The 19,295-nt window shown below is 36.1% G+C and carries 18 protein-coding genes; 15 read left to right on the top strand and 3 right to left on the bottom strand.

All coding sequences use genetic code 11. The features are described 5' to 3' along the window. Window positions 1-2 precede the first annotated feature (2 nt). Window positions 3-959 (bottom strand): calcium/sodium antiporter, encoded by a 957-nt coding sequence (locus tag ACFE0M_RS12255; protein ID WP_434546058.1) that lies wholly within the window; start codon window positions 957-959, stop codon window positions 3-5. Between the two features lie 3 nt (window positions 960-962). Then, window positions 963-1,613, bottom strand: a complete 651-nt coding sequence (gene upp / locus ACFE0M_RS12250) for a uracil phosphoribosyltransferase (RefSeq protein WP_434546057.1) — start codon at window positions 1,611-1,613, stop codon at window positions 963-965. A 132-nt stretch (window positions 1,614-1,745) separates the two neighbouring features. On the opposite strand from upp, the gene ACFE0M_RS12245 reads away from it, so the two are divergent. The 12 genes from ACFE0M_RS12245 (at window position 1,746) to ACFE0M_RS12190 (ending at window position 12,626) form a co-directional block, all read left to right on the top strand. Then, a complete protein-coding gene (locus tag ACFE0M_RS12245) occupies window positions 1,746-2,666 on the top strand; it encodes a M20/M25/M40 family metallo-hydrolase (RefSeq protein ID WP_434546056.1) in 921 nt (306 codons plus the stop codon). Window position 2,667: 1 nt separating this feature from the next. Continuing rightward, on the top strand, window positions 2,668-3,195 hold the full coding sequence (gene hpt, locus ACFE0M_RS12240; protein ID WP_434546055.1) for a hypoxanthine phosphoribosyltransferase: 528 nt from the start codon (window positions 2,668-2,670) through the stop codon (window positions 3,193-3,195). Window positions 3,196-3,375: 180 nt separating this feature from the next. After that, on the top strand, window positions 3,376-3,954 hold the full coding sequence (locus ACFE0M_RS12235; RefSeq protein WP_434546054.1) for an adenylate kinase: 579 nt from the start codon (window positions 3,376-3,378) through the stop codon (window positions 3,952-3,954). Between the two features lie 219 nt (window positions 3,955-4,173). Then, window positions 4,174-5,166, top strand: a complete 993-nt coding sequence (gene obgE / locus ACFE0M_RS12230) for a GTPase ObgE (protein ID WP_434546053.1) — start codon at window positions 4,174-4,176, stop codon at window positions 5,164-5,166. A gap of 81 nt (window positions 5,167-5,247) precedes the next feature. Further along, window positions 5,248-5,859 (top strand): nucleotide exchange factor GrpE, encoded by a 612-nt coding sequence (locus ACFE0M_RS12225; RefSeq protein WP_434546052.1) that lies wholly within the window; start codon window positions 5,248-5,250, stop codon window positions 5,857-5,859. A gap of 111 nt (window positions 5,860-5,970) precedes the next feature. Beyond that, window positions 5,971-7,101 (top strand): molecular chaperone DnaJ, encoded by a 1,131-nt coding sequence (gene dnaJ / locus ACFE0M_RS12220; protein ID WP_434546051.1) that lies wholly within the window; start codon window positions 5,971-5,973, stop codon window positions 7,099-7,101. A 160-nt stretch (window positions 7,102-7,261) separates the two neighbouring features. After that, window positions 7,262-8,167 (top strand): hypothetical protein, encoded by a 906-nt coding sequence (locus ACFE0M_RS12215; RefSeq protein ID WP_434546050.1) that lies wholly within the window; start codon window positions 7,262-7,264, stop codon window positions 8,165-8,167. Window positions 8,168-8,398: 231 nt separating this feature from the next. Beyond that, window positions 8,399-9,145 (top strand): hypothetical protein, encoded by a 747-nt coding sequence (locus ACFE0M_RS12210; RefSeq protein ID WP_434546049.1) that lies wholly within the window; start codon window positions 8,399-8,401, stop codon window positions 9,143-9,145. Between the two features lie 235 nt (window positions 9,146-9,380). Further along, entirely contained in the window at window positions 9,381-10,502 is a 1,122-nt protein-coding gene (locus ACFE0M_RS12205) for a glycosyl hydrolase 53 family protein (RefSeq protein ID WP_434546048.1), read from the top strand. A gap of 257 nt (window positions 10,503-10,759) precedes the next feature. Next, window positions 10,760-11,608 (top strand): DUF5694 domain-containing protein, encoded by an 849-nt coding sequence (locus ACFE0M_RS12200; protein WP_434546047.1) that lies wholly within the window; start codon window positions 10,760-10,762, stop codon window positions 11,606-11,608. A gap of 38 nt (window positions 11,609-11,646) precedes the next feature. After that, complete coding sequence (locus ACFE0M_RS12195; protein WP_434546046.1) at window positions 11,647-12,171, top strand: GNAT family N-acetyltransferase; 525 nt, start codon at window positions 11,647-11,649, stop codon at window positions 12,169-12,171. Window positions 12,172-12,230: 59 nt separating this feature from the next. Beyond that, window positions 12,231-12,626 (top strand): hypothetical protein, encoded by a 396-nt coding sequence (locus tag ACFE0M_RS12190; RefSeq protein WP_434546045.1) that lies wholly within the window; start codon window positions 12,231-12,233, stop codon window positions 12,624-12,626. Here the strand turns inward: ACFE0M_RS12190 and ACFE0M_RS12185 are convergent. Further along, the gene (locus tag ACFE0M_RS12185) at window positions 12,623-13,789 is read right to left on the bottom strand and encodes an AIR synthase related protein (RefSeq protein ID WP_434546044.1); all 1,167 of its coding nucleotides are present in this window, start codon (window positions 13,787-13,789) and stop codon (window positions 12,623-12,625) included. The genes ACFE0M_RS12190 and ACFE0M_RS12185 overlap by 4 nt on opposite strands. 177 nt (window positions 13,790-13,966) lie before the next feature. Between ACFE0M_RS12185 and ACFE0M_RS12180 the strand changes: the two genes are divergently transcribed. From ACFE0M_RS12180 to ACFE0M_RS12170, 3 genes are all read left to right on the top strand, one after another. Continuing rightward, entirely contained in the window at window positions 13,967-17,191 is a 3,225-nt protein-coding gene (locus tag ACFE0M_RS12180; protein ID WP_434546043.1) for a S41 family peptidase, read from the top strand. A gap of 131 nt (window positions 17,192-17,322) precedes the next feature. Beyond that, window positions 17,323-17,688: a DUF2200 domain-containing protein gene (locus tag ACFE0M_RS12175; RefSeq protein WP_434546042.1), complete on the top strand. Its 366-nt coding sequence runs from the start codon at window positions 17,323-17,325 to the stop codon at window positions 17,686-17,688. 85 nt (window positions 17,689-17,773) lie between these two features. After that, the gene (locus tag ACFE0M_RS12170; protein WP_434546041.1) at window positions 17,774-19,258 is read left to right on the top strand and encodes a YfcC family protein; all 1,485 of its coding nucleotides are present in this window, start codon (window positions 17,774-17,776) and stop codon (window positions 19,256-19,258) included. The last annotated feature ends 37 nt before the right edge of the window (window positions 19,259-19,295 follow it).

The raw sequence follows: 19,295 nt of genomic DNA, 5'->3' as shown, positions 1-19,295 counted from the left end.
AGCTATGAAATCACATTGATAGTATAATAGATGTAAATTCCTAAAAGGATTAAACCTTCATAGCGATCGACTATTTTATTGAGTGCCATAAAAGGTAAAATCAATAAAGTTATGCCCATCATCCAAATCATATCAGAGTTGACAATTACTTCACTCACTTCTATTTCTGCAATTAGGCTAGTAATTCCCAAAATGGAAAGTATATTAAAAATATTGGATCCCATTAAATTTCCCAAAGCCATATCAGTCTCCTTTTTAAAGGCGGCCACAACTGAAGTAACCAATTCCGGTAAGCTTGTTCCCAATGCAACGACCGTAATTCCAACTATTCGCTCACTTATGCCCATATAAATGGCTAAATCTTTGGCACTGTTAACAAACCAATCCGAACCGAAATAAAGTCCTGCTCCACCTATCAGTATCAAAGAAAAATCTTTAAGCATATTTTTTGTTGAACCCGGAGTGGGTGACTCAACCTCGATTCCCAAATCTTGAGGGCTTATATGATTTTTTCTTGATCTGCGGATGATGAAGATAATATATAGAGCTAGAAGTAATATAAAGCCCAATCCCTCATAGTCATTTACATAACCTTCTTGAACCAAAAAATATAGCAATATAGTACAGCCCATTGTCATAGGCCAGTCAATCTTTATCGAATCAGAATTAACCGGTATGGGGGCTATTAAGGCTGTTACTCCCAATACTAATGCAAGATTGCAAATATTGGAACCGATTACATTACCCATCGTAATGTCAGGGCTTCCTGCCAATGCGGCCTGAATACTTATTAATAATTCGGGAGCGGATGTTCCAAAAGCCACTATAGTTACACCGACCACCAAAGGGGACATTTTCAACCTCAATGCAATTCTAGAGGCACCTCTAACCAATAGCTCTCCTCCTAAGATCAGAACAGCTAAGCCCACTATAAGCAATATGGTATTTGATAAAGGCATTTATTAATTTGTGTGTTTTTGACCGTAACTTAAATCCCCTGCATCTCCCAAGCCCGGTAAAATATAAGCTTTTTCATTGAGTTCTCTATCCAAAGAACCTAAATATATATCATTATTTCCTTTTATATTTTCAGTGATGAAATTCACCCCTTCCGGAGTTCCAATTGCGGCCGCTATTATGATTCTTTCTGGCCTTGCAATTTTTGTAATGTGATCCAAGGCCTTAACCAATGATTTCCCCGTAGCTAACATAGGGTCTGCTAAAATTAAAGTTCTGTCTTTCAATGGAGGTAAGGCCTCATATCCCATTTCTATTGTGAAATCATTGCCGTCAGAATGTTTTCTGTAAGCGCCAATGAAACCTGAGTCTGAATGGTCGAAAATATTAAGAAAACCTTGGTGAAAAGGTAGTCCAGCACGCAATACACTCACAATCACGGGGAAATCGTGCATCAAGGCTACTTGGGTTTTTTCTAGTGGAGTTTGTATTGTTTTTTGTTGAAAATATAAAGATTTTGAGATTTCATAAGCCAGTAATTCCGCTATCCGCTCTAGGTTTCTCCTAAATCTATAGCGGTCTTTCTGAATATCGACTTCTCTCAACTCAGCTAAAAAATGGTTCGCAATGCTATTTTCTTTATCTAAAATATACATTTATGGAGTAGGTTGACAATAATTTGTGCCAAAACCTAAATATAATTTTATTTTTTAAGAAAAAAATTAAAAAATGGAAATATCCCCATACTTATTGCTTTTCTACTCTTAAAAGATTTTAACTTTGCGCGAATGACAGATTTTAAACTACTTCAGCAATTATGCGGTATTCATGCTCCTTCAGGAGAAGAATACATGATGAAAAATTTCTTGCTTCAATATATAAAGAATAATTATGGTGATTGGAAAGTGGAACCCAAGCTCTATCATGGCGAAGATTTCCAAGATTGTTTAGTGTTGGTTTTTGGTGAACCTAGAACCGCGGTTTTTGCACATATGGATTCTGTAGGCTTTAGCGTTCGATATGAAAACCAGTTGATTCCAATTGGCGGACCGGAAGCCAAAAATGGCTACAAATTGAAAGGGGAAGATTCACTAGGACCTATTGCATGTGAATTGGAGGTCAATAATGAAAACCAAACTTTTTATAAATTCGGTAGGGGAATTGACAGAGGAGCAAGTTTAACTTTTGAATGCGATTTTAGGGAAACAGATGATTACATCCAATCATGTTATTTGGATAATAGATTGGGTATTTTCAATTGCCTTAAATTAGCGGAAAATTTGGAAAATGGCATGATTGTATTTTCTGCTTATGAAGAACATGGCGGGGGAACAGTGCCTTTTTTAGCTAAATTTATGGTCGAAAAATATGGAATCCATCAAGCGCTAATCTCCGATATCACTTGGGTGACCGAAGGAGTTAAACACGGAGAAGGTGTGGCTATTTCCATGCGTGATAGAAATGTTCCCAGACAATCTTTTGTGCAAATGATTATCAATATGGCAGAAAACTCAGCTATACCTTTTCAATTAGAGGTAGAAGCTAGTGGAGGCAGTGATGGCCGTGAATTGCAAGAATCCCCTTACCCAATTGATTGGTGTTTTGTGGGCGCTCCTGAAGATCATGTACATTCCCCAGATGAAAAAGTACATAAAAAAGACATTGAATCAATGCTGGCCATGTATCAACTCCTAATGAGCGAATTATAAAATGGTTAGAATATTAGACAAAGAATTTGAGCCCTACATTTCTTCCGAAGAAATCAAAAAAAGGATAAATGAGATGGGTTCTGAAATAAGTAAAGCTTATCAAGATAAAAAACCCCTTTTGGTCAGTGTATTAAATGGGTCTTTTATTTTTACAGCTGATTTAATCAGGACAATAGACACGCCAATTGAAGTGACTTTTATTCGAGTGGCCTCTTATGAAGCCTTGAAGTCAACAGGAAAGGTAAGGGAAATACTGGGCTTAAAGGAAAACGTTTTCGGCAGAGACATACTGATTCTTGAAGATATTGTAGATACGGGTACCACACTTGAGCATCTATCAGAAGCATTTCAAGATTTGGGCACGAAATCCATAAAAGTGGCCACCTTGTTGCATAAGCCTGATGCTCAGGAAAAAGCATCCAAACCTGATTTTGTTGGCTTTGAAATTCCCAATAAATTCGTGGTAGGTTTCGGCTTAGACTACGAAGGAATGGGTCGAGAGTTAAAGGAAATTTATCAAATAAGCTGAGCTCAGTTTTAAATCCTTCTGAAAAGTGCTTAGACTGTAATATCGGAATTTTTATTTTTTATTTTCCTTTAAAATAAAATCATCCGTGATCTCTAATTGAGAATTTACTGGAGATAGCCGATAAATTTGGCAATTTTAAACATAAAACTTTTATATTTGATTTTCTATTAATACACAATCATGTTAAATATTATATTGTTTGGCCCTCCCGGAGCGGGAAAAGGCACGCAGAGCGAAAAAATTATTGATAAATATAAATTAACCCATATTGCAACAGGAGATTTATTCCGTAAGCATTTGGGAGAAGGAACCGATTTAGGAAAGTTAGCCCAGAAATACATGGACGAAGGAAATTTGGTGCCTGATGAAGTGGTGATCGGTATGGTGGATGAAAAAATTAAAGAAACCCAGGCGCAAAGTGGTGGTTACATTTTTGATGGTTTCCCAAGAACAGTTCCACAGGCAAAAGCTTTAGATACTTTATTGAAAGAGAAAGGTGAGAAAATTGCTGGAATGATTGCCTTGGACGTTCCGGAAGAAGAATTGAAAAAGCGAATTAAAGAAAGAGGAAAAACTTCAGGACGGGCAGATGATCAAGATGAGAAAAAAATCGAAAACCGTATAAAAGTTTATAAAGATGAAACCTTGCCTGTTGCCAATTATTATGATGGCGAAGGAAAGTATGTGAAAATCCACGGAGTAGGTACTATAGACGAAATTTTCAGTAAAATTTCCAGTGAAATAGATCGATTAAAGTAATTAAATTTCATTTTTAAACTTCAATTAAAGCGGTTCTAAACTTCATTTCAGAAATTTTTATTTTTATTTTTTCGAAAAGAAAATAATCCGAAATATTAATGTGAAGCTGATTTAATTAATCAATATCATAAATTTAAAGTAGCCGGCTAATTCAAAATTAGTCGGCTTTTTTATTTCCTGCCTAAATTAAACTAAATTTGCGCCTTAAAATCTTGTCCTATGGCCAATCCCAATTTTATTGATTATGTTAAATTCTGTTCTCGCTCCGGAAAAGGAGGGGCAGGTGCTGTTTCCATGCGAAGAGAAAAGCACGTTCCCAAGGGCGGGCCAGATGGCGGAAATGGAGGCCGAGGGGGAGATATTATTTTAAAGGGCAGTTCTCAACTTTGGACTTTGCTTCATTTAAAATATAAAAAGCATGTAATAGCCGATGCCGGAGCCCCTGGTGGAGGAGCCAGAAGTTCAGGTGCTGATGGTGAAGATGTTATTTTAGAGGTGCCATTAGGAACTGTTGCAAAGGATGCTGAAACAGGTGAAGTCAGATTTGAGATTACAGAAGAAGGAGAAGAAAAAATATTGACTCAGGGTGGAAGAGGAGGATTGGGCAATGCCAATTTCAAAACGGCCACCAACCAAACCCCCCGCTATGCGCAGCCAGGAGAAGATGGAAAAGAAGAATGGATTATTTTGGAGCTGAAATTACTGGCAGATGTTGGATTAGTTGGATTTCCCAATGCTGGAAAAAGTACTTTGTTGTCCGTAGTTTCTGCGGCAAAGCCAGAAATTGCCGATTATGCCTTTACAACATTAACCCCTAATCTAGGTGTGATTCCTTATCGCGATCATAGATCATTCGTGATGGCGGATATCCCAGGTATTATTGAAGGTGCCGCGGCCGGAAAAGGGTTAGGCACTCGCTTTCTGAGGCATATCGAAAGAAATTCCATTTTGCTTTTCATGATTCCTGCAGATAGTAAGGATGTGAAAAAGGAATATCAGATTTTAATTAACGAACTAAAGGAATATAATCCGGAATTGTTGGATAAAAACCGATTATTGGCGATTACAAAATCGGATTTATTGGATGAGGAGCTTATGGATGAATTAAAGCATGAATTGCCCAAAGAATTACCCTTTATTTTTATTTCATCCTTAACGCAATTCAATATTGATACACTTAAAGATATGATATGGAAGGCTTTAAATGCGTAATGCCATCTTGTCAGTGAACTACTAATTGGCAAACTCCTTGTTCCCAAATGCTGAAATTAGATTAAATAACATAATACAGTTATGGCTAAAGAAGAATTAGACGAAAAAGATTTGAACAAAGAAGCAGAAACTGCAGAAGATATAAAAGACGAGCAAAATTCTGAGGAAGAAACTCAAGACGACAGATCAGAGGAAGAAATAGCGGCAGAAGCAGAGGCTCAAGCTCAAGATGAAGAATTGTCAGATTTCGAGAAGTTAGAGATAGAACTGGCAGAGTCTAAGGATAAATTTTTAAGGCTTTATTCTGAGTTTGAAAATTTCAGAAGAAGAAATGCCAAAGAAAGATTAGAGTTAGTGAAAAATGCCTCTGAGGAATTGATTTCAGATTTATTACCTATAATGGATGACTTTGAACGAGCTGAGAAATCCTTTGAGGATCAGTCGGATAATGAGGCACTAAAAGAAGGGTTTACTTTAATTAAAAATAAATTCGAAAAGACACTCATCAATAAAGGTTTAAAAGCTATGGATAGTGATGCAGGAATCGAATTCGATCCTGAAATTCATGAAGCTATAACTAAAATACCAGCCCCTGATAAGAAATTAAAAGGAAAAGTGGTGGATGTAGTGGAAAAAGGCTACTTATTGAACGATAAGGTAATCCGATTTGCAAAAGTAGTTATTGGAGAATAAATAGTGCCTATCAGGCAATTATTAAAGGTATTTTGCCCAGATAATTTTGGGCTTTATACCCAATACCAAATAAGAAACATTTATGTTTTTAATGATTAGAATATAGATAAGATGGCGAAAAGAGATTATTACGATATACTAGGTATTAGCAAAGGAGCTTCGGATGCAGAGATTAAGAAGGCTTACCGTAAAGTAGCCATCAAATATCATCCAGATAAAAATCCTGATAACCCTGAAGCAGAGGATAAATTTAAAGAGGCAGCGGAAGCTTATGAAGTTTTGCGTGATCCGCAAAAGCGTCAGCGCTATGATCAGTTTGGTCATGAAGGCGTAAAAGGCGGAGCTGGTGGCTTCGGAGGCGGAGGTATGAATATGGAAGATATCTTCTCACAATTTGGCGACATCTTCGGTGGCGGAGGTGGTGGCGGCTTCGAAAGCTTCTTTGGCGGAGGCGGAGGTGGCCGTAGAAGCCGTGGAAGAAGAGGTTCCAATCTCCGTATAAAGCTTAAGCTTGATTTAAAAGAAGTTGCACACGGAGCTGAAAAGAAAATTAAAGTAAATCGTTTAGTAGCTGCCGATGGGGTTACCTATAAATCTTGTGAAACCTGTGGTGGTTCAGGACAAGTAAGAAGAGTTACCAATACTATGCTGGGTCAAATGGTTTCGGCCAGTACATGTCCAACTTGTCATGGTTCCGGTAAGTTTATTGATAAAAAGCCACCTCATGTGGATAATACAGGTCTTCAATCGAAAGAGGAAGTTATTTCTGTGAAAATTCCCGCAGGAGTTACCGATGGCATGCAACTTTCAATGTCAGGTAAAGGAAATGAAGCGCCTATGGGCGGAGCTGCAGGGGATTTGGTAATCTTGATTGAAGAAATAGAGCATGATGTATTGAAGCGTGATGGTAACAATATTATCTATGATTTATATATCAATTTCGTGGATGCCGTATTGGGAACCACGGTAGAAGTACCGACCATAGACGGAAAAGTAAAAATTAAGATCGAGACTGGAACTCAATCCGGTAAAATATTGAGACTGAGAGGCAAAGGTGTAGGTGATGTCAACGGATATGGAAGAGGCGATCAACTCATTCATGTGAATGTGTGGACTCCTAAGAAGGTTTCTGATGACGAAAAGGAAATGTTGGAAAGCATGAGAGCTTCAGATAATTTTAAGCCGAATCCTACAAAAGCTGACAAAGGGTTTTTTGATAGGGTAAAAGAGTTTTTTAATTAAGTCTTTTGGGTTTATTAGAACATCTGCCTTTATAATTTTATTTAATGCAGAGGCACTAACTTGCAATCAAATGACATTTAAGCCACTATTCTTAAAAGAGTAGTGGCTTTTTTGATTTTATCCACAACTAATTGATTCAAGCTACCGTAATAACCCCATTATGAATAGGGTTTTTCATTTTTCAATATCATTTCTGGCAATACCATTTTTTGCTTTTTCGGTTTCAGGTCAAGAACTTCACAAACATTTTGAATTATCTGATTCAAAGGGCGTTGACAAAATTGAGCTGAAAGTTTCTACTAAAGCCGGAAAATCCTTTTTGAATGCCGTTAATAATGATGAGCCTATCGTAATCTTAGGTGCAAGCGAAAATGATGTGGCGGCAAGTTCATTTAAAATTGTAAAAGAAAATAATACTCAAAAGGTTGATGCTCAATTAACCTGCAAAAGCCATTTAGGGTTAAATTTTACTGAATCTGTTGCCAATAGTTTTTTTTCTACTGCAAACCAGGTTCATGATATTTGGCAGATCAATTTATCGGAACATCAAGCCTTTGACTTGGATTTAAGTTATTTAATGGGCGATGCGAATGTTGATTTAAGTAGAATGGCGGTAGAGCGTTTAAAAATCAATTCTGGAAGTGCAGATGTAAAGGTTAGCTATACCGAAAAAAGGATGAACAGCGTGGCAATGGACACCTTTTTTGTAAAGGTTAATTTTGGAAGCATTGAAGTAGAGGATTTAAATTATGCCTTAGCAAAGGATATTATCGCAGAAGTTGGATTTGGTTCCATTTCCATTGATTGCGGATCTGACTGGAGGATTAACAGCAGAGTAAATGCCTCAGTGGGCGCAGGAAATTTGAAGGTTGTTTTACCACCTGAGGATATTCCTGTAATTATCAGAATTCATAATTCCCCGCTTTGCAATATTAAAATGGCTCCAAATTTTGAAAAAATAGGACATAATGCCTTTGGAAACAAAGCCTATGCAGATAATCCTGATGAAAGCATGGAATTCATATTGGATGTAGGCATGGGCAGTATTGTTTTTATGAATAGATAATGAAAGGAAATTAGATGCAGGCTGTAAAATTGCACAAATATGCATTTCAGTACCAAAGATCGGATATTGAGCTTTATGAGCTTAGAAGTTGGTAGAACCTATGTTTGATACTTTATCAACATTAAATCAAGCTTGATTTTTAATATTTTTCCCCTATATTTAAGCTAGAAGTTCAAAAATCACCAAAACTTACATTGTACTTTCCGATTTGAAATGATTTTATTTGATGTCATGAAAAAAATAATGCTAGTTTTTATAGCGCTATATATATTCTGTTCATGCGAAGGGGATAATGATACCTCAAACCCCACCCCTTTTTTAACTGATTACAGTAAGATAGAGAAAATCTTAACTCTCAAAAATGATCATCATGATACCATCTACCAAAAAGAATTTCTTTTAGATCAATTTGGCAGAGTATATGAATACAATTTTTACAATCCAGATTATTCAGAAAATAAATTTAAGACAACATTCACTTATGATGATCAGCACAGACTGCTTGAGCAACGCAAAAATGGCGATGCTTTTATAAATTATATTTGGATGGGAGATACTGTAACTTTAGAAGTGGTCTCTACCGGGGAAACACAAACTGTTATTTATGATAATCAAAAAGTTCAAAGACTGAAAGGTTCAGATACCGTATATGTGGATTTTGTCTGGAGTGGGGATAATTTTTCGGAATTGTATTATAATGATGAGTTAAAAACAGAATATCATGGATATGATCAAAACTATATCAACCCAGACTATTATCTTAAATCAATTGAATTAGAATTTCTTCAAACTATTTTACGTCCTATTTCCAAACATCCCTATAAATTCAAAACAGATCAGCCCTGGAGTGGAGATGACTTTTCAGTGCCTTTGCGAACTTATGAGTTCTTCTATGAATATGACGAAAAAAACAGGGTTAAGAATGAACATAATGATGTCAACCGCATATACACAACCCACTTTATATACTACGATTGATATAGACTTTTTTGCTCAATGCTAAATCCTTTCTGGTGTTTTTATCCTAAATGATCCCTGCCTTTTGTGGTTTGGACTTAGGTATTAGCTAAAGCCTTAAACTATTGATTTACAGTTTGAAAACCTTCAGAGAAAGCTTTTTAACTTTCGATTTGTTTTTCTTTTGCTAACTTCAAGGTGAAATAAAGGCCTTGGGAACTGAATTGGAGATAAATGTAGTCTAAGATTTAAAAGGATGAAGAATTTTAACGTAAATCTATTTTTGATAGTCATCTTCATGGTACTTTTCGTCTCATGCAATACTGAAAATAATAATCCCCTAGCAGACTGTGAGAATGAGGAGTTTTTCTGTGAGTTCGACTCCAGGAATTTTGAAATGGGTTTCAGCACTTGGCCCTACGCTTCTACTGTAGCATCTGTTGAAAATACTTATGACTTCATTGGAGTAAATGGGGATATCTATTCAGAACATATTGATTCCAATATACCTTGGAATGCATGGATCAATGATTTGTCATTACCCGCTAAATTTACAAATGATATAGCGTCTAGAGCTTCTAGGAAAATACCTGATGCCAAACTCACAGTTTCTGTAAGTTTATTGAATAGTTCAAGAGATGAATTGGCTTTTGATTATGACGGAAGCATACCGGATTATATGGCCTTAAATGATAAAGAAATTGAAGATGCTTATTTTAAGCACTTACATTATATAGCTGAGCAATTAAATCCTGATTATTTGTTGTTGGCCATAGAGGTGAACGAATTATTGAAAAATGCCCCTGAAAAATGGGAGGCTTATAAATTGCTAATGGCCAATATTAGAAAGAGAATTCAAGAGGAATTTCCCACACTGCAAATTTCAGAGTCAATTACTTTGCACAATTTTTACCAGCCAGATGTTCCTAATCCAGATGGTTTTATTGAAGAAATAGCTAATTATGCTAACACTATGGATTTAGTATCGATTAGTTTTTATCCGTTTTTTAAAGGCTTAAAGTCAGAGCAAGACTTTATGAAAGCATTCGACTTTTTGCACGAAAAGATTGAAAAACCGATTGCCATAGCAGAAACAAGCCATTTGGCAGAAGATTTATCTGTAGAATCCTTGGATTTGTTTATTTCAGGCAATGAATCCGAACAAGAGGATTATCTGAAGACATTATTAACGCAGGCGCAAATCCACGATTACGAATATATCATTTGGTGGGCCCACAGAGATTTTGACGCACTTTGGGAAACATTTCCTGAGGAAGTTAAAGACCTTGGGAGGATATGGAGAGATACAGGCTTGGTGGAGGATGATGGAGTTGAAAGAAAAGCATTTCTTAGGTGGAAAGCGGTTTTTATTAAATAAATCATATAGATTCCAGATGCCGAATAATTGATTTCCTTAAAAAAAAAGCCCATCAAGCTTTTACCTAAGCCTGAGTTCTTCTGGCAAAAAGATGGTGAATACCCTTATGTAATCAGCCTTATAAAATTCTTGGGATAGGTTTTTATTGTTTTGGAAAAAAGGGGGAAAATTTACTTGAATATGCAAGCAAACAAATAGATATTAATGCTTTATGAAGCAACCTTCAATATTGTTAATGCATCATATCTAAAAAAGTGATGAAAAAATTATTGTATTTATTCGTTTTCATATTTTGTAGTAATTTTTCCTTTGCTCAGGAAAATTTTGAATTAAGAAAACCTTCTTCCTTTTTCCCAAAAGAAAGAAAACAAGTCTTGCTTGTAGGCACTTTCCATTTTAACTATCCGGGTTTGGACGCAGTAAAATCCAAAGATGAAAATAAAATTGATGTTTTGGAAGAACCGAAAAAATCTGAAGTTACAGAGCTTGTAGGTTATATTAAGAAGTACAAGCCGACCAAGATCGCCATTGAAGCGCATGATAATTGGAATGCCAATGAAAAGCTGAAAAGATATAAAAAGGGAGAATTTAGAAATAAAAGGGATGAAAGATATCAATTAGGGATGAGATTAGCTACCGAATTAGGTTTGGATACGCTTTATAATATTGATGCTGAGTCTTTTGATAAGGATTTACAGGAAGTAGATTCCTCTTATGTTCAAGCATTGTTTAAGGATTATGATTTTAAAAGTGAAGATCAGTACATGCAAATGTATTATGACCTAATAGGATATGATGATAGTCTGCCCTCTAAACTTAATTTACTAGAATATTTTAAATATTTAAATTCAAAGGAATATCATGATTTGGGTTATGGTGCTTATTTGGTAGGTGATTTTAAATTAGGAAATACTAGGGGAGCAGATATTTTGTCTATTTGGTGGTACAACAGAAATTTGAGAATTTTCAGAAAGATTCAAGAAATCGATGCCACAACTGAAGATAGAATTTTAATCATTATTGGAAATGGGCACGCCTCAATTTTAAGACATTTGTTTGAAAGCACTCCTGAATATGAATTTATCGAGTTTGAATCACTAGATTAGTGTAATACAATTTATTTTATTGGTTAGTATTTTAAATATTGGAAAAGGGCTATTTAGATATAAGGAAGGTATTGATTAATGAAGTTGAGCTACTGCAACAAATCAGCAAACAGACTTTCATGGAAACCTATTCCTCGGGCAATACAGAGGAGAATATGATGCGGTATTTGGAAGAGGAATTTTCAATTGATAAACTAGCATCTGAATTAAAGGATCAATATGCTACATTTTACTTTGCCCGCTATGATTCCAAGATAGTGGGATATTTAAAAGTAAACTTCGGTGATTCACAAACTGAACTGCATGATAAAAATACCTTGGAAATCCAGCGGATTTATGTTTCAAAGAAGTTTCAGGGAAGTGGAATTGGAAAATCGCTTTATGAGAAAGCCATTAAAATAGCCCAGGAAAAAGAAGTTGATTTTGTATGGTTAGGCGTATGGGAAGAGAACCCAAAAGCGATAAGGTTTTATGAAAAAGTAGGTTTTGAAGCTTTTGATAAGCATATTTTTGTATTAGGGGATGAAGAACAAACGGATATCATGATGAAGAAGGTAGTTTGATATTCATTATTTTACTCTGGCTTTAATTTTTACCTAGGCAAAAATATTATGTAAATACAATGATTGATAGAATACTGATAAGACCTACTAAAATTTTCCTACTAGATAGTTTAGGAGCATTGCTCACCACAATTTTAATAGGCGTGGTCCTGACGAATTTCCAAGAGTATATAGGCATGCCCTTGGACATATTATTTACTTTGGCTGGGGTAGCTTTAATTTTTTGTGTTTACTCTATCAGTTGTTTTGTGTTCTTAAAAAAGAACTGGAAGCCATTTTTGAAAGCGATTGCCATCGCCAATTTATTGTACTGCCTAGCGACTACCGTTCTGATTATCACATTCTATCCTCAACTCACCATTTTAGGCCTTCTCTATTTTATCGGGGAAATAATCGTGATTGTGGTATTGGTTTATTTTGAGTTCTTAGTTTGGCATAAAACTAAAAATTATTAATTGTAACCAAACTCCCCATACTCACTTATCACCGTCACCTGTTTTTGCTCTGAAGCTTCCACTCTACCAATGATTTGAGCATCAATATTGAATGATTTAGAGATGTCGATGATCGATTTTGCATCCTTTTCATCCACATAAAGCTCCATTCGGTGGCCCATATTGAAAACTTTATACATCTCTTTCCAATCCGTTCCGGATTCTTCTTTGATCATTTTGAAAAGTGGAGGAGTGGGAAATAAATTATCTTTTATGATATGTAAGCCTTCTACAAAGTGAAGTACTTTGGTTTGAGCTCCACCACTACAATGCACGATGCCAGCTATTTTGCCGGGCAATTCTTCCAATACTTTTTTGATAACGGGAGCATAAGTTCTGGTAGGAGACAAAACTAATTTTCCAGCATTCAAATCTACTCCTGCTACTTTATCGGTTAATTTTTTAGAACCCGTATAGATTAAATTATCGGGAACAGAAGGATCAAAACTTTCTGGATATTTCGCCATCAATTCCTTGCTGAATACATCATGACGTGCTGAAGTCAAACCATTACTGCCCATTCCGCCATTATATTCATTTTCATAAGTAGCCTGGCCATAAGAAGCAAAGCCTACTACCACATGTCCGGCTTTAATATTATCATTTGAAATCACTTCTGATCTCTTCATTCGAGCGGTCACTGTACTATCTACAATGATTGTCCTTACCAAATCGCCCACATCTGCTGTTTCACCACCCGTGCTGATGATGTTCACGCCATTATCTCTCAGCATTTGTAAAACCTCTTCTGTTCCATTAATAATGGCAGAAATGACTTCGCCTGGAATTAGGTTTTTATTCCTTCCTATAGTGGAGGATAACAATATTTTATCAGTACAACCCACACATAACAAATCATCAATATTCATGATGATCGCATCTTGTGCAATGCCTTTCCAAACCGAAATATCACCAGTCTCTTTCCAATACATATAAGCCAAGGAAGATTTGGTGCCAGCTCCATCTGCATGCATAATGGTGCAATATTCCTCATCCCCAGTTAGGTGATCAGGTACAATTTTGCAAAAAGCCTGAGGGAAAAGTCCTTTATCTAAGTTTTTGATGGCATTGTGAACGTCTTCTTTAGAGGCAGAAACCCCGCGTTGGTTATATCTATCGGACATGATGCTAAATTTTCTTCAAAATTAAAGTTAATGCTTAAAGGAAACCAATGCTTGGCTATTTTTTTATATTAAAAAGCAATCATTATTGTAATCTATAAGATTGCTTAGATAAAGATAATGCTCGGAAACTATAAAAATTAATTATATTGAAGTGTACTTGAGAAAAAATCTACTAATATGAAAAAGAGTTTAATATTAATTATGCTTTGTTATAGTCTGGGCGCTATAGGTCAGTCCACTCCAAAATGGATGCGATATGCTAAAATTTCCCCTGATGGCAATAAGATTGCTTTTAGTTACAAAGGAAATTTGTATTATGTTGAAAAAAATCAAAGTCTTGCTATTCCGATAAGTATTGACGAAAGTTATGAATATGAGCCTGTATGGTCGCCTGATGGAAAATACATTGCTTTTGCTTCCGATCGGCAAGGCAACTATGATGTATATCTCCATAACACAGATGATGGACAAACAAGTCAACTGAGCTTTCATTCCGCAAATGACATCCCTCAAAGTTTTACAGCTGATGGTCAGTCCATTTTATTTACCTCAGGAAGAAAGATGAACGCGAAAAACGTGCAGTTTCCTTATGGAAGGTTTTCTCAATTGTATAGTGTTAGCATAGAAGGTGGAATGCCTCAAATGGAGATACCATTACCTTTAGATGATGTAGAAGTTAAAAAAGATAATAGCAAATGGCTATACATGGATTTAAAGGGTTATGAAGATTATTGGAGGAAACATCATACTTCGGCTATTGCGCGTGATATTTGGTTATATAACACATCAGATCAAAGCCATGAACAGCTAACAGATTTTGAGGGAGAAGATAGAAATCCTATTTGGGCAGCTGATCAGGAAAGTATTTTTTATTTAAGCGAGCGATCTGGAACTTTTAATGTTTGGATATTAAAGCCCGGAAGCGATGATTTGCCTTCTCAAATATCCTCTTTTGATACTCATCCAGTACGTTTTTTAAGTAGCTCAGAAGATGGAACGCTTTGCTACACTTACCATGGTGAAATATATACACAAAAAGAAGGGGAAGACCCCGTGAAAAAAGCAATAAGGATTCCATATGAGCAGGCAACAGTAAAGAAATTGAAGAAAATCAATTCGGGAGCAAGTGAAATGGCACTTTCACCAAATGGCAAAGAAATCGCTTTTATTGTACGTGGTGAAGTATTTGTTACAGGAACAGAAACGGGTCTGACAAAGCGTATTACCAATACCCCTGAGCAAGAGAGATCGGTACATTTTCATCCGGATGGAAAGAAATTAGTCTATGCCGGAGAGCGTAATGGTAGTTGGAATTTATATGAAACAAGCATTAAAAACGAGGAAGAACCCTATTTTTATGGGGCCTCACTATTAGAAGAGAAAACCTTGTTAGCTGATACTAATGAAACTTTCCAGCCAAAATATTCACCGAACGGAAAAGAAGTAGCCTATTTAAGTAATCGTACTACTTTAAAAGTATTAGATCTGACTTCAGGTGAAAGCAGAATGGTCTTAGGAGGCGATAAAAATTATTCTTATTCCGATGGCGATCAGTACTATGCATGGTCTCCAGATGGGAAATGGTTTACAGTAGATTTCATTGAAAAGCAACGTTGGGTATCTGAAGTTGGTCTGGTTAAGGCAGATGGTTCTCAAGAAATTAAAAATGTAACGGAAAGCGGATATACTGAGGCTGGTGCAAAATGGATCAATGAGGGAACAGCCTTGTTATATTATTCCGATAAGCAAGGGTTTAGATCTCACGGTAGTTGGGGTTCTACAGGAGATGCTTATGCGATGTATCTCACCAAAGAAGCTTATGATAATGCGCAGATGAGCAAGGATGAATATGATTTGTGGAAAGAGCAGCAGAAAGACCAGAAGGAGGAAGAAGGAGAGGAAGACAAGAAGAGTAAAAAGAAAAAATCTGACCAAGACGAACAAAAAGAGATAAGTATAGAGTGGGATAATTTAGAAGATCGGGTTGAAAAACTAACCTTATCATCTTCTTTTATTTCTGATATGATTGCCTCTCCTGATGGAGAAACGCTCTATTACATATCAAGCAGAGATAATAGCTACGACCTCTGGCAATTAGATATTCGTGAGAATAAAACCAAAACCATTGGTAATTTTAAAGGAGGCGGAGCTTCACTTGCTTTAGATAAAGAAGGGGATAATTTATACCTAATGGTGGGAGGTAAATTTTATAAAGTGGAGACGAAATCAGGAAATAGTAAACCAATAAGTTTTACAGCCGAAATGTATTTGGATGAAGAAGCGGAACGTGCTTATTTATTTGAGCATATGTGGCGTCAGGTTTTAAGAAAGTTCTATAAGGAAGATTTACATGGAGTCGCTTGGGATCAAATGAAATCTGATTATGAACCTAAATTAGCACATATTAATAATGACCGTGACTTTGCCGAAATGATGTCTGAATTATTAGGGGAGCTGAATGGCTCGCATACTGGTTGCCGTTATTATCACCGAAATAATGAGGGTACGGAAACTGCCTCTCTCGGAATTTATCCGGATTGGAATTACACTGGAGCAGGAATCAAAATTGAAGAAGTAATCAATAAATCTCCACTTTCACTTGCTGATCAGGATATTACAGCTGGCATGATCATCACTAAAATTGATGGGGAGAGTATTGCCGCAGACGAAAATTACTATCCTTTATTAAATCACAAAGTAGGTAAAGACATTGTGTTAGAAATTAAGGATGGTAGCAATACCAAAACAGTAAAAGTTAAAGGGATAAGTTTTGGTCAGGAATATAACTTACGCTACGATAGATGGGTAGAGTCCCGTAAAAAAGCCACTCAGGAATTATCTGATGGCAGATTAGGCTATGTTCACGTCAGAGGTATGAATTCATCAAGCTTCCGTGAAGTGTATGCTGAATTATTGGGTCGTTATAATGATAAAGAAGCAATAATTGTGGATACTAGATTCAACGGTGGCGGTTGGTTACATGATGATTTAGCCACCTTATTGAATGGGGAGCAATATGTGAAATTAGTACCAAGAGGACAATATATTGGTTCAGAACCGCAAGGTAAATGGCAAAAACCATCCACAGTAATTATTGGTGAAGGAAATTATTCGGATGCACATTTCTTTCCAGTAACTTACAGAGCGTTAGATATTGGTAAAACAATCGGAATGCCTGTACCTGGTACAGCAACTGCCGTTTGGTGGGAAACACAAATTAATCCAAATATTGTGTTTGGTATCCCTCAAGTGGGTGTGGTAGATATGGAAGGGAATTATATGGAAAACTTCCAGTTTGAACCAGATGTAAAAGTGAAAAATATGCCTGGAGAGTTAGTTATTGGGGAAGATAGTCAACTTAAAAAGGCGGTTGAAGTTTTGTTGGAAGAGATAAAAGAATAAAAGATTAATCAAGAGCTGTATTATGAATCCAAAAGCTGTGTATTTATATCAGCTTTTGGATTTTCACATATTCAGTGTCAATATGATCAAAGAGTTTTATTAAATTTTAATGGATAAAAAATACAAAAGCCATGAAAACCACACCCGAACATGATGAAAGAATGGCGAAAATGACCTTTTCTTCTGTTTATCCGCATTATGTGACCAAAGTGGAGAAGAAAGGAAGAACAAAAGCTGAATTGTACAATGTAATTGAGTGGTTGACTGGGTTTGATAAAAATCAGCAACAAGAAATGGTGGAAGCTAAAGTCACTTTTGAAGAGTTTTTTCAAAAGGCCAATTTAAATCCAAATGCTAAACTAATTAAAGGAGTGATTTGTGGCTATAGAGTAGAGGAAATAGAGAATGAATTAACTCAAAAAGTGAGATACTTAGATAAGTTAGTGGATGAATTGGCTAAAGGCAAAAAGATGGATAGGGTTTTGCGTGAACCCTAATCAATAAAAGCAGAATAATGAATACGAAAGTTTAGTTTATTCCGAATCCTCTTATATTTGTGCCCTCACTAATTGAACATCATAAATGAAATTCCCTGCGGCACAAAGCATTCTTCTAATAATTGCGGCTTTAGTAACCCTGCTAACTTGGCTAATTCCTGCTGGGAGTTATCATTCCTTAAGTTATCAAGCCACTTCTGACCAATTTCAAATTGAAAGCCAAGATTCCACTTATTATGTCAAAGCTTCTCAAGAAAGTTTGGAAGATTTAAACGTTAAAATTCCACTGGAAAAGTTCACTAGCGGTGCCATCTACAAACCCATTAGTATCCCCAATACTTATCAGCAGTTACCTTCACGCCCTCAGGGATTTATTGCTTTTTTGTCGGCACCTATCAAAGGGATAATCGAAGCAGCTGATATTATCTTTCTAGTATTGATTATTGGTGGATTGATAGGTATTATGAACGTAACCGGAGCTTTCAATGCGGGCATGGGTTGGCTTTCCAAAGCTTTGAAAGGAAGGGAATTTTTACTGATTATTTTTACCACTTTACTTATTTCCTTAGGAGGTAGTACTTTTGGTTTGGCTGAAGAAACACTGGCTTTCTACCCAATTTTAATTCCCATTTTCATTGCAGCGGGTTATGACTCTATGGTCGGTTTGGCAAGTATTTTCCTGGGGTCTGCCATAGGTGTAATGTGCAGTACCGTTAATCCATTTGCCACCATCATTGCTTCTGATGCCGCGGGAATCAGTTGGACGAGTGGGTTGGATGGAAGAATGATTATTTATATAGTCTGTATGACCGTCACTATTGCTTATATATTAATTTACGCCAGAAGAGTGAAAAGAAATCCTGCTAATTCATTAGTAGATGCCAGTGCGACAAAATCATTATCATACATAAAAGAAGCAAGTGAAGGAAATATTGTTAGGCTGACCATAAGACTAAGACTTATCCTACTCATTTTTACAGCCTGTTTTGTTATCATGATTATGGGAGTTTCTCAGTGGGATTGGTGGTTTATAGAAATGACCACGGTCTTTTTTGCCGGAGCTATTGTGATTGGTTTTATTGCCAAAATGAAAGAAAATGAATTTATTAATTCCTTTCTACAAGGTGCAGGGGATTTGTTGGGAGTGGCTTTTATCATTGGCTTAGCAAGGGGAATCACCATCCTGATGAATGATGGCCTGATCAGCGATAGCATTCTTTTTTATGCAAGTGAATTGACAATGGGCATGAATAAAGGTCTTTTTGTGAATGTGCTTTTCTTTATTTACCAAGGCTTGACCTTTTTCATTCCTTCAAGTTCGGGTATGGCGGTTTTAACCATGCCAATTCTATCCCCTTTGGCTGATAATGTCAATATTGGAAGAGAAGTCATTGTAAATGCTTATCAATTAGGGAATGGATTATTCAACAGTATAAACCCAACGGGCTTGGTTTTGGCTTCCTTAGGCTTAGTAAAAATAGGATATGATAAGTATTTGAAATTTATGTTACCACTTTATGCAATTTTAGCACTTATTGGGATGATTTTTTTGACGATTTTAAGTTATTGATTGAGTTAAGGAAATTGTAAAACCAGAAAACTATTTC

Source organism: Marivirga sp. (assembly GCF_051117495.1).
Classification (GTDB): domain Bacteria; phylum Bacteroidota; class Bacteroidia; order Cytophagales; family Cyclobacteriaceae; genus Marivirga.
The sequence above is the reverse complement of the archived record's forward strand: the minus strand, read 5'-3'. Positions and strand labels throughout refer to the sequence as shown.

Bases quoted from the DNA above. Each gene is read 5' to 3' on its own strand.
- ACFE0M_RS12210 (WP_434546049.1), top strand. From the start codon at position 8,399: ATGAAAAAAATAATGCTAGTTTTTATAGCGCTATATATATTCTGTTCA.
- ACFE0M_RS12255 (WP_434546058.1), bottom strand. From the start codon at position 959: ATGCCTTTATCAAATACCATATTGCTTATAGTGGGCTTAGCTGTTCTG.
- ACFE0M_RS12225 (WP_434546052.1), top strand. From the start codon at position 5,248: ATGGCTAAAGAAGAATTAGACGAAAAAGATTTGAACAAAGAAGCAGAA.
- ACFE0M_RS12245 (WP_434546056.1), top strand. From the start codon at position 1,746: ATGACAGATTTTAAACTACTTCAGCAATTATGCGGTATTCATGCTCCT.
- hpt (WP_434546055.1), top strand. From the start codon at position 2,668: ATGGTTAGAATATTAGACAAAGAATTTGAGCCCTACATTTCTTCCGAA.
- upp (WP_434546057.1), bottom strand. From the start codon at position 1,613: ATGTATATTTTAGATAAAGAAAATAGCATTGCGAACCATTTTTTAGCT.
- ACFE0M_RS12175 (WP_434546042.1), top strand. From the start codon at position 17,323: ATGAAAACCACACCCGAACATGATGAAAGAATGGCGAAAATGACCTTT.
- dnaJ (WP_434546051.1), top strand. From the start codon at position 5,971: ATGGCGAAAAGAGATTATTACGATATACTAGGTATTAGCAAAGGAGCT.
- obgE (WP_434546053.1), top strand. From the start codon at position 4,174: ATGGCCAATCCCAATTTTATTGATTATGTTAAATTCTGTTCTCGCTCC.
- ACFE0M_RS12170 (WP_434546041.1), top strand. From the start codon at position 17,774: ATGAAATTCCCTGCGGCACAAAGCATTCTTCTAATAATTGCGGCTTTA.
- ACFE0M_RS12205 (WP_434546048.1), top strand. From the start codon at position 9,381: ATGAAGAATTTTAACGTAAATCTATTTTTGATAGTCATCTTCATGGTA.
- ACFE0M_RS12185 (WP_434546044.1), bottom strand. From the start codon at position 13,789: ATGTCCGATAGATATAACCAACGCGGGGTTTCTGCCTCTAAAGAAGAC.
- ACFE0M_RS12215 (WP_434546050.1), top strand. From the start codon at position 7,262: ATGAATAGGGTTTTTCATTTTTCAATATCATTTCTGGCAATACCATTT.
- ACFE0M_RS12180 (WP_434546043.1), top strand. From the start codon at position 13,967: ATGAAAAAGAGTTTAATATTAATTATGCTTTGTTATAGTCTGGGCGCT.
- ACFE0M_RS12200 (WP_434546047.1), top strand. From the start codon at position 10,760: ATGAAAAAATTATTGTATTTATTCGTTTTCATATTTTGTAGTAATTTT.
- ACFE0M_RS12235 (WP_434546054.1), top strand. From the start codon at position 3,376: ATGTTAAATATTATATTGTTTGGCCCTCCCGGAGCGGGAAAAGGCACG.
- ACFE0M_RS12190 (WP_434546045.1), top strand. From the start codon at position 12,231: ATGATTGATAGAATACTGATAAGACCTACTAAAATTTTCCTACTAGAT.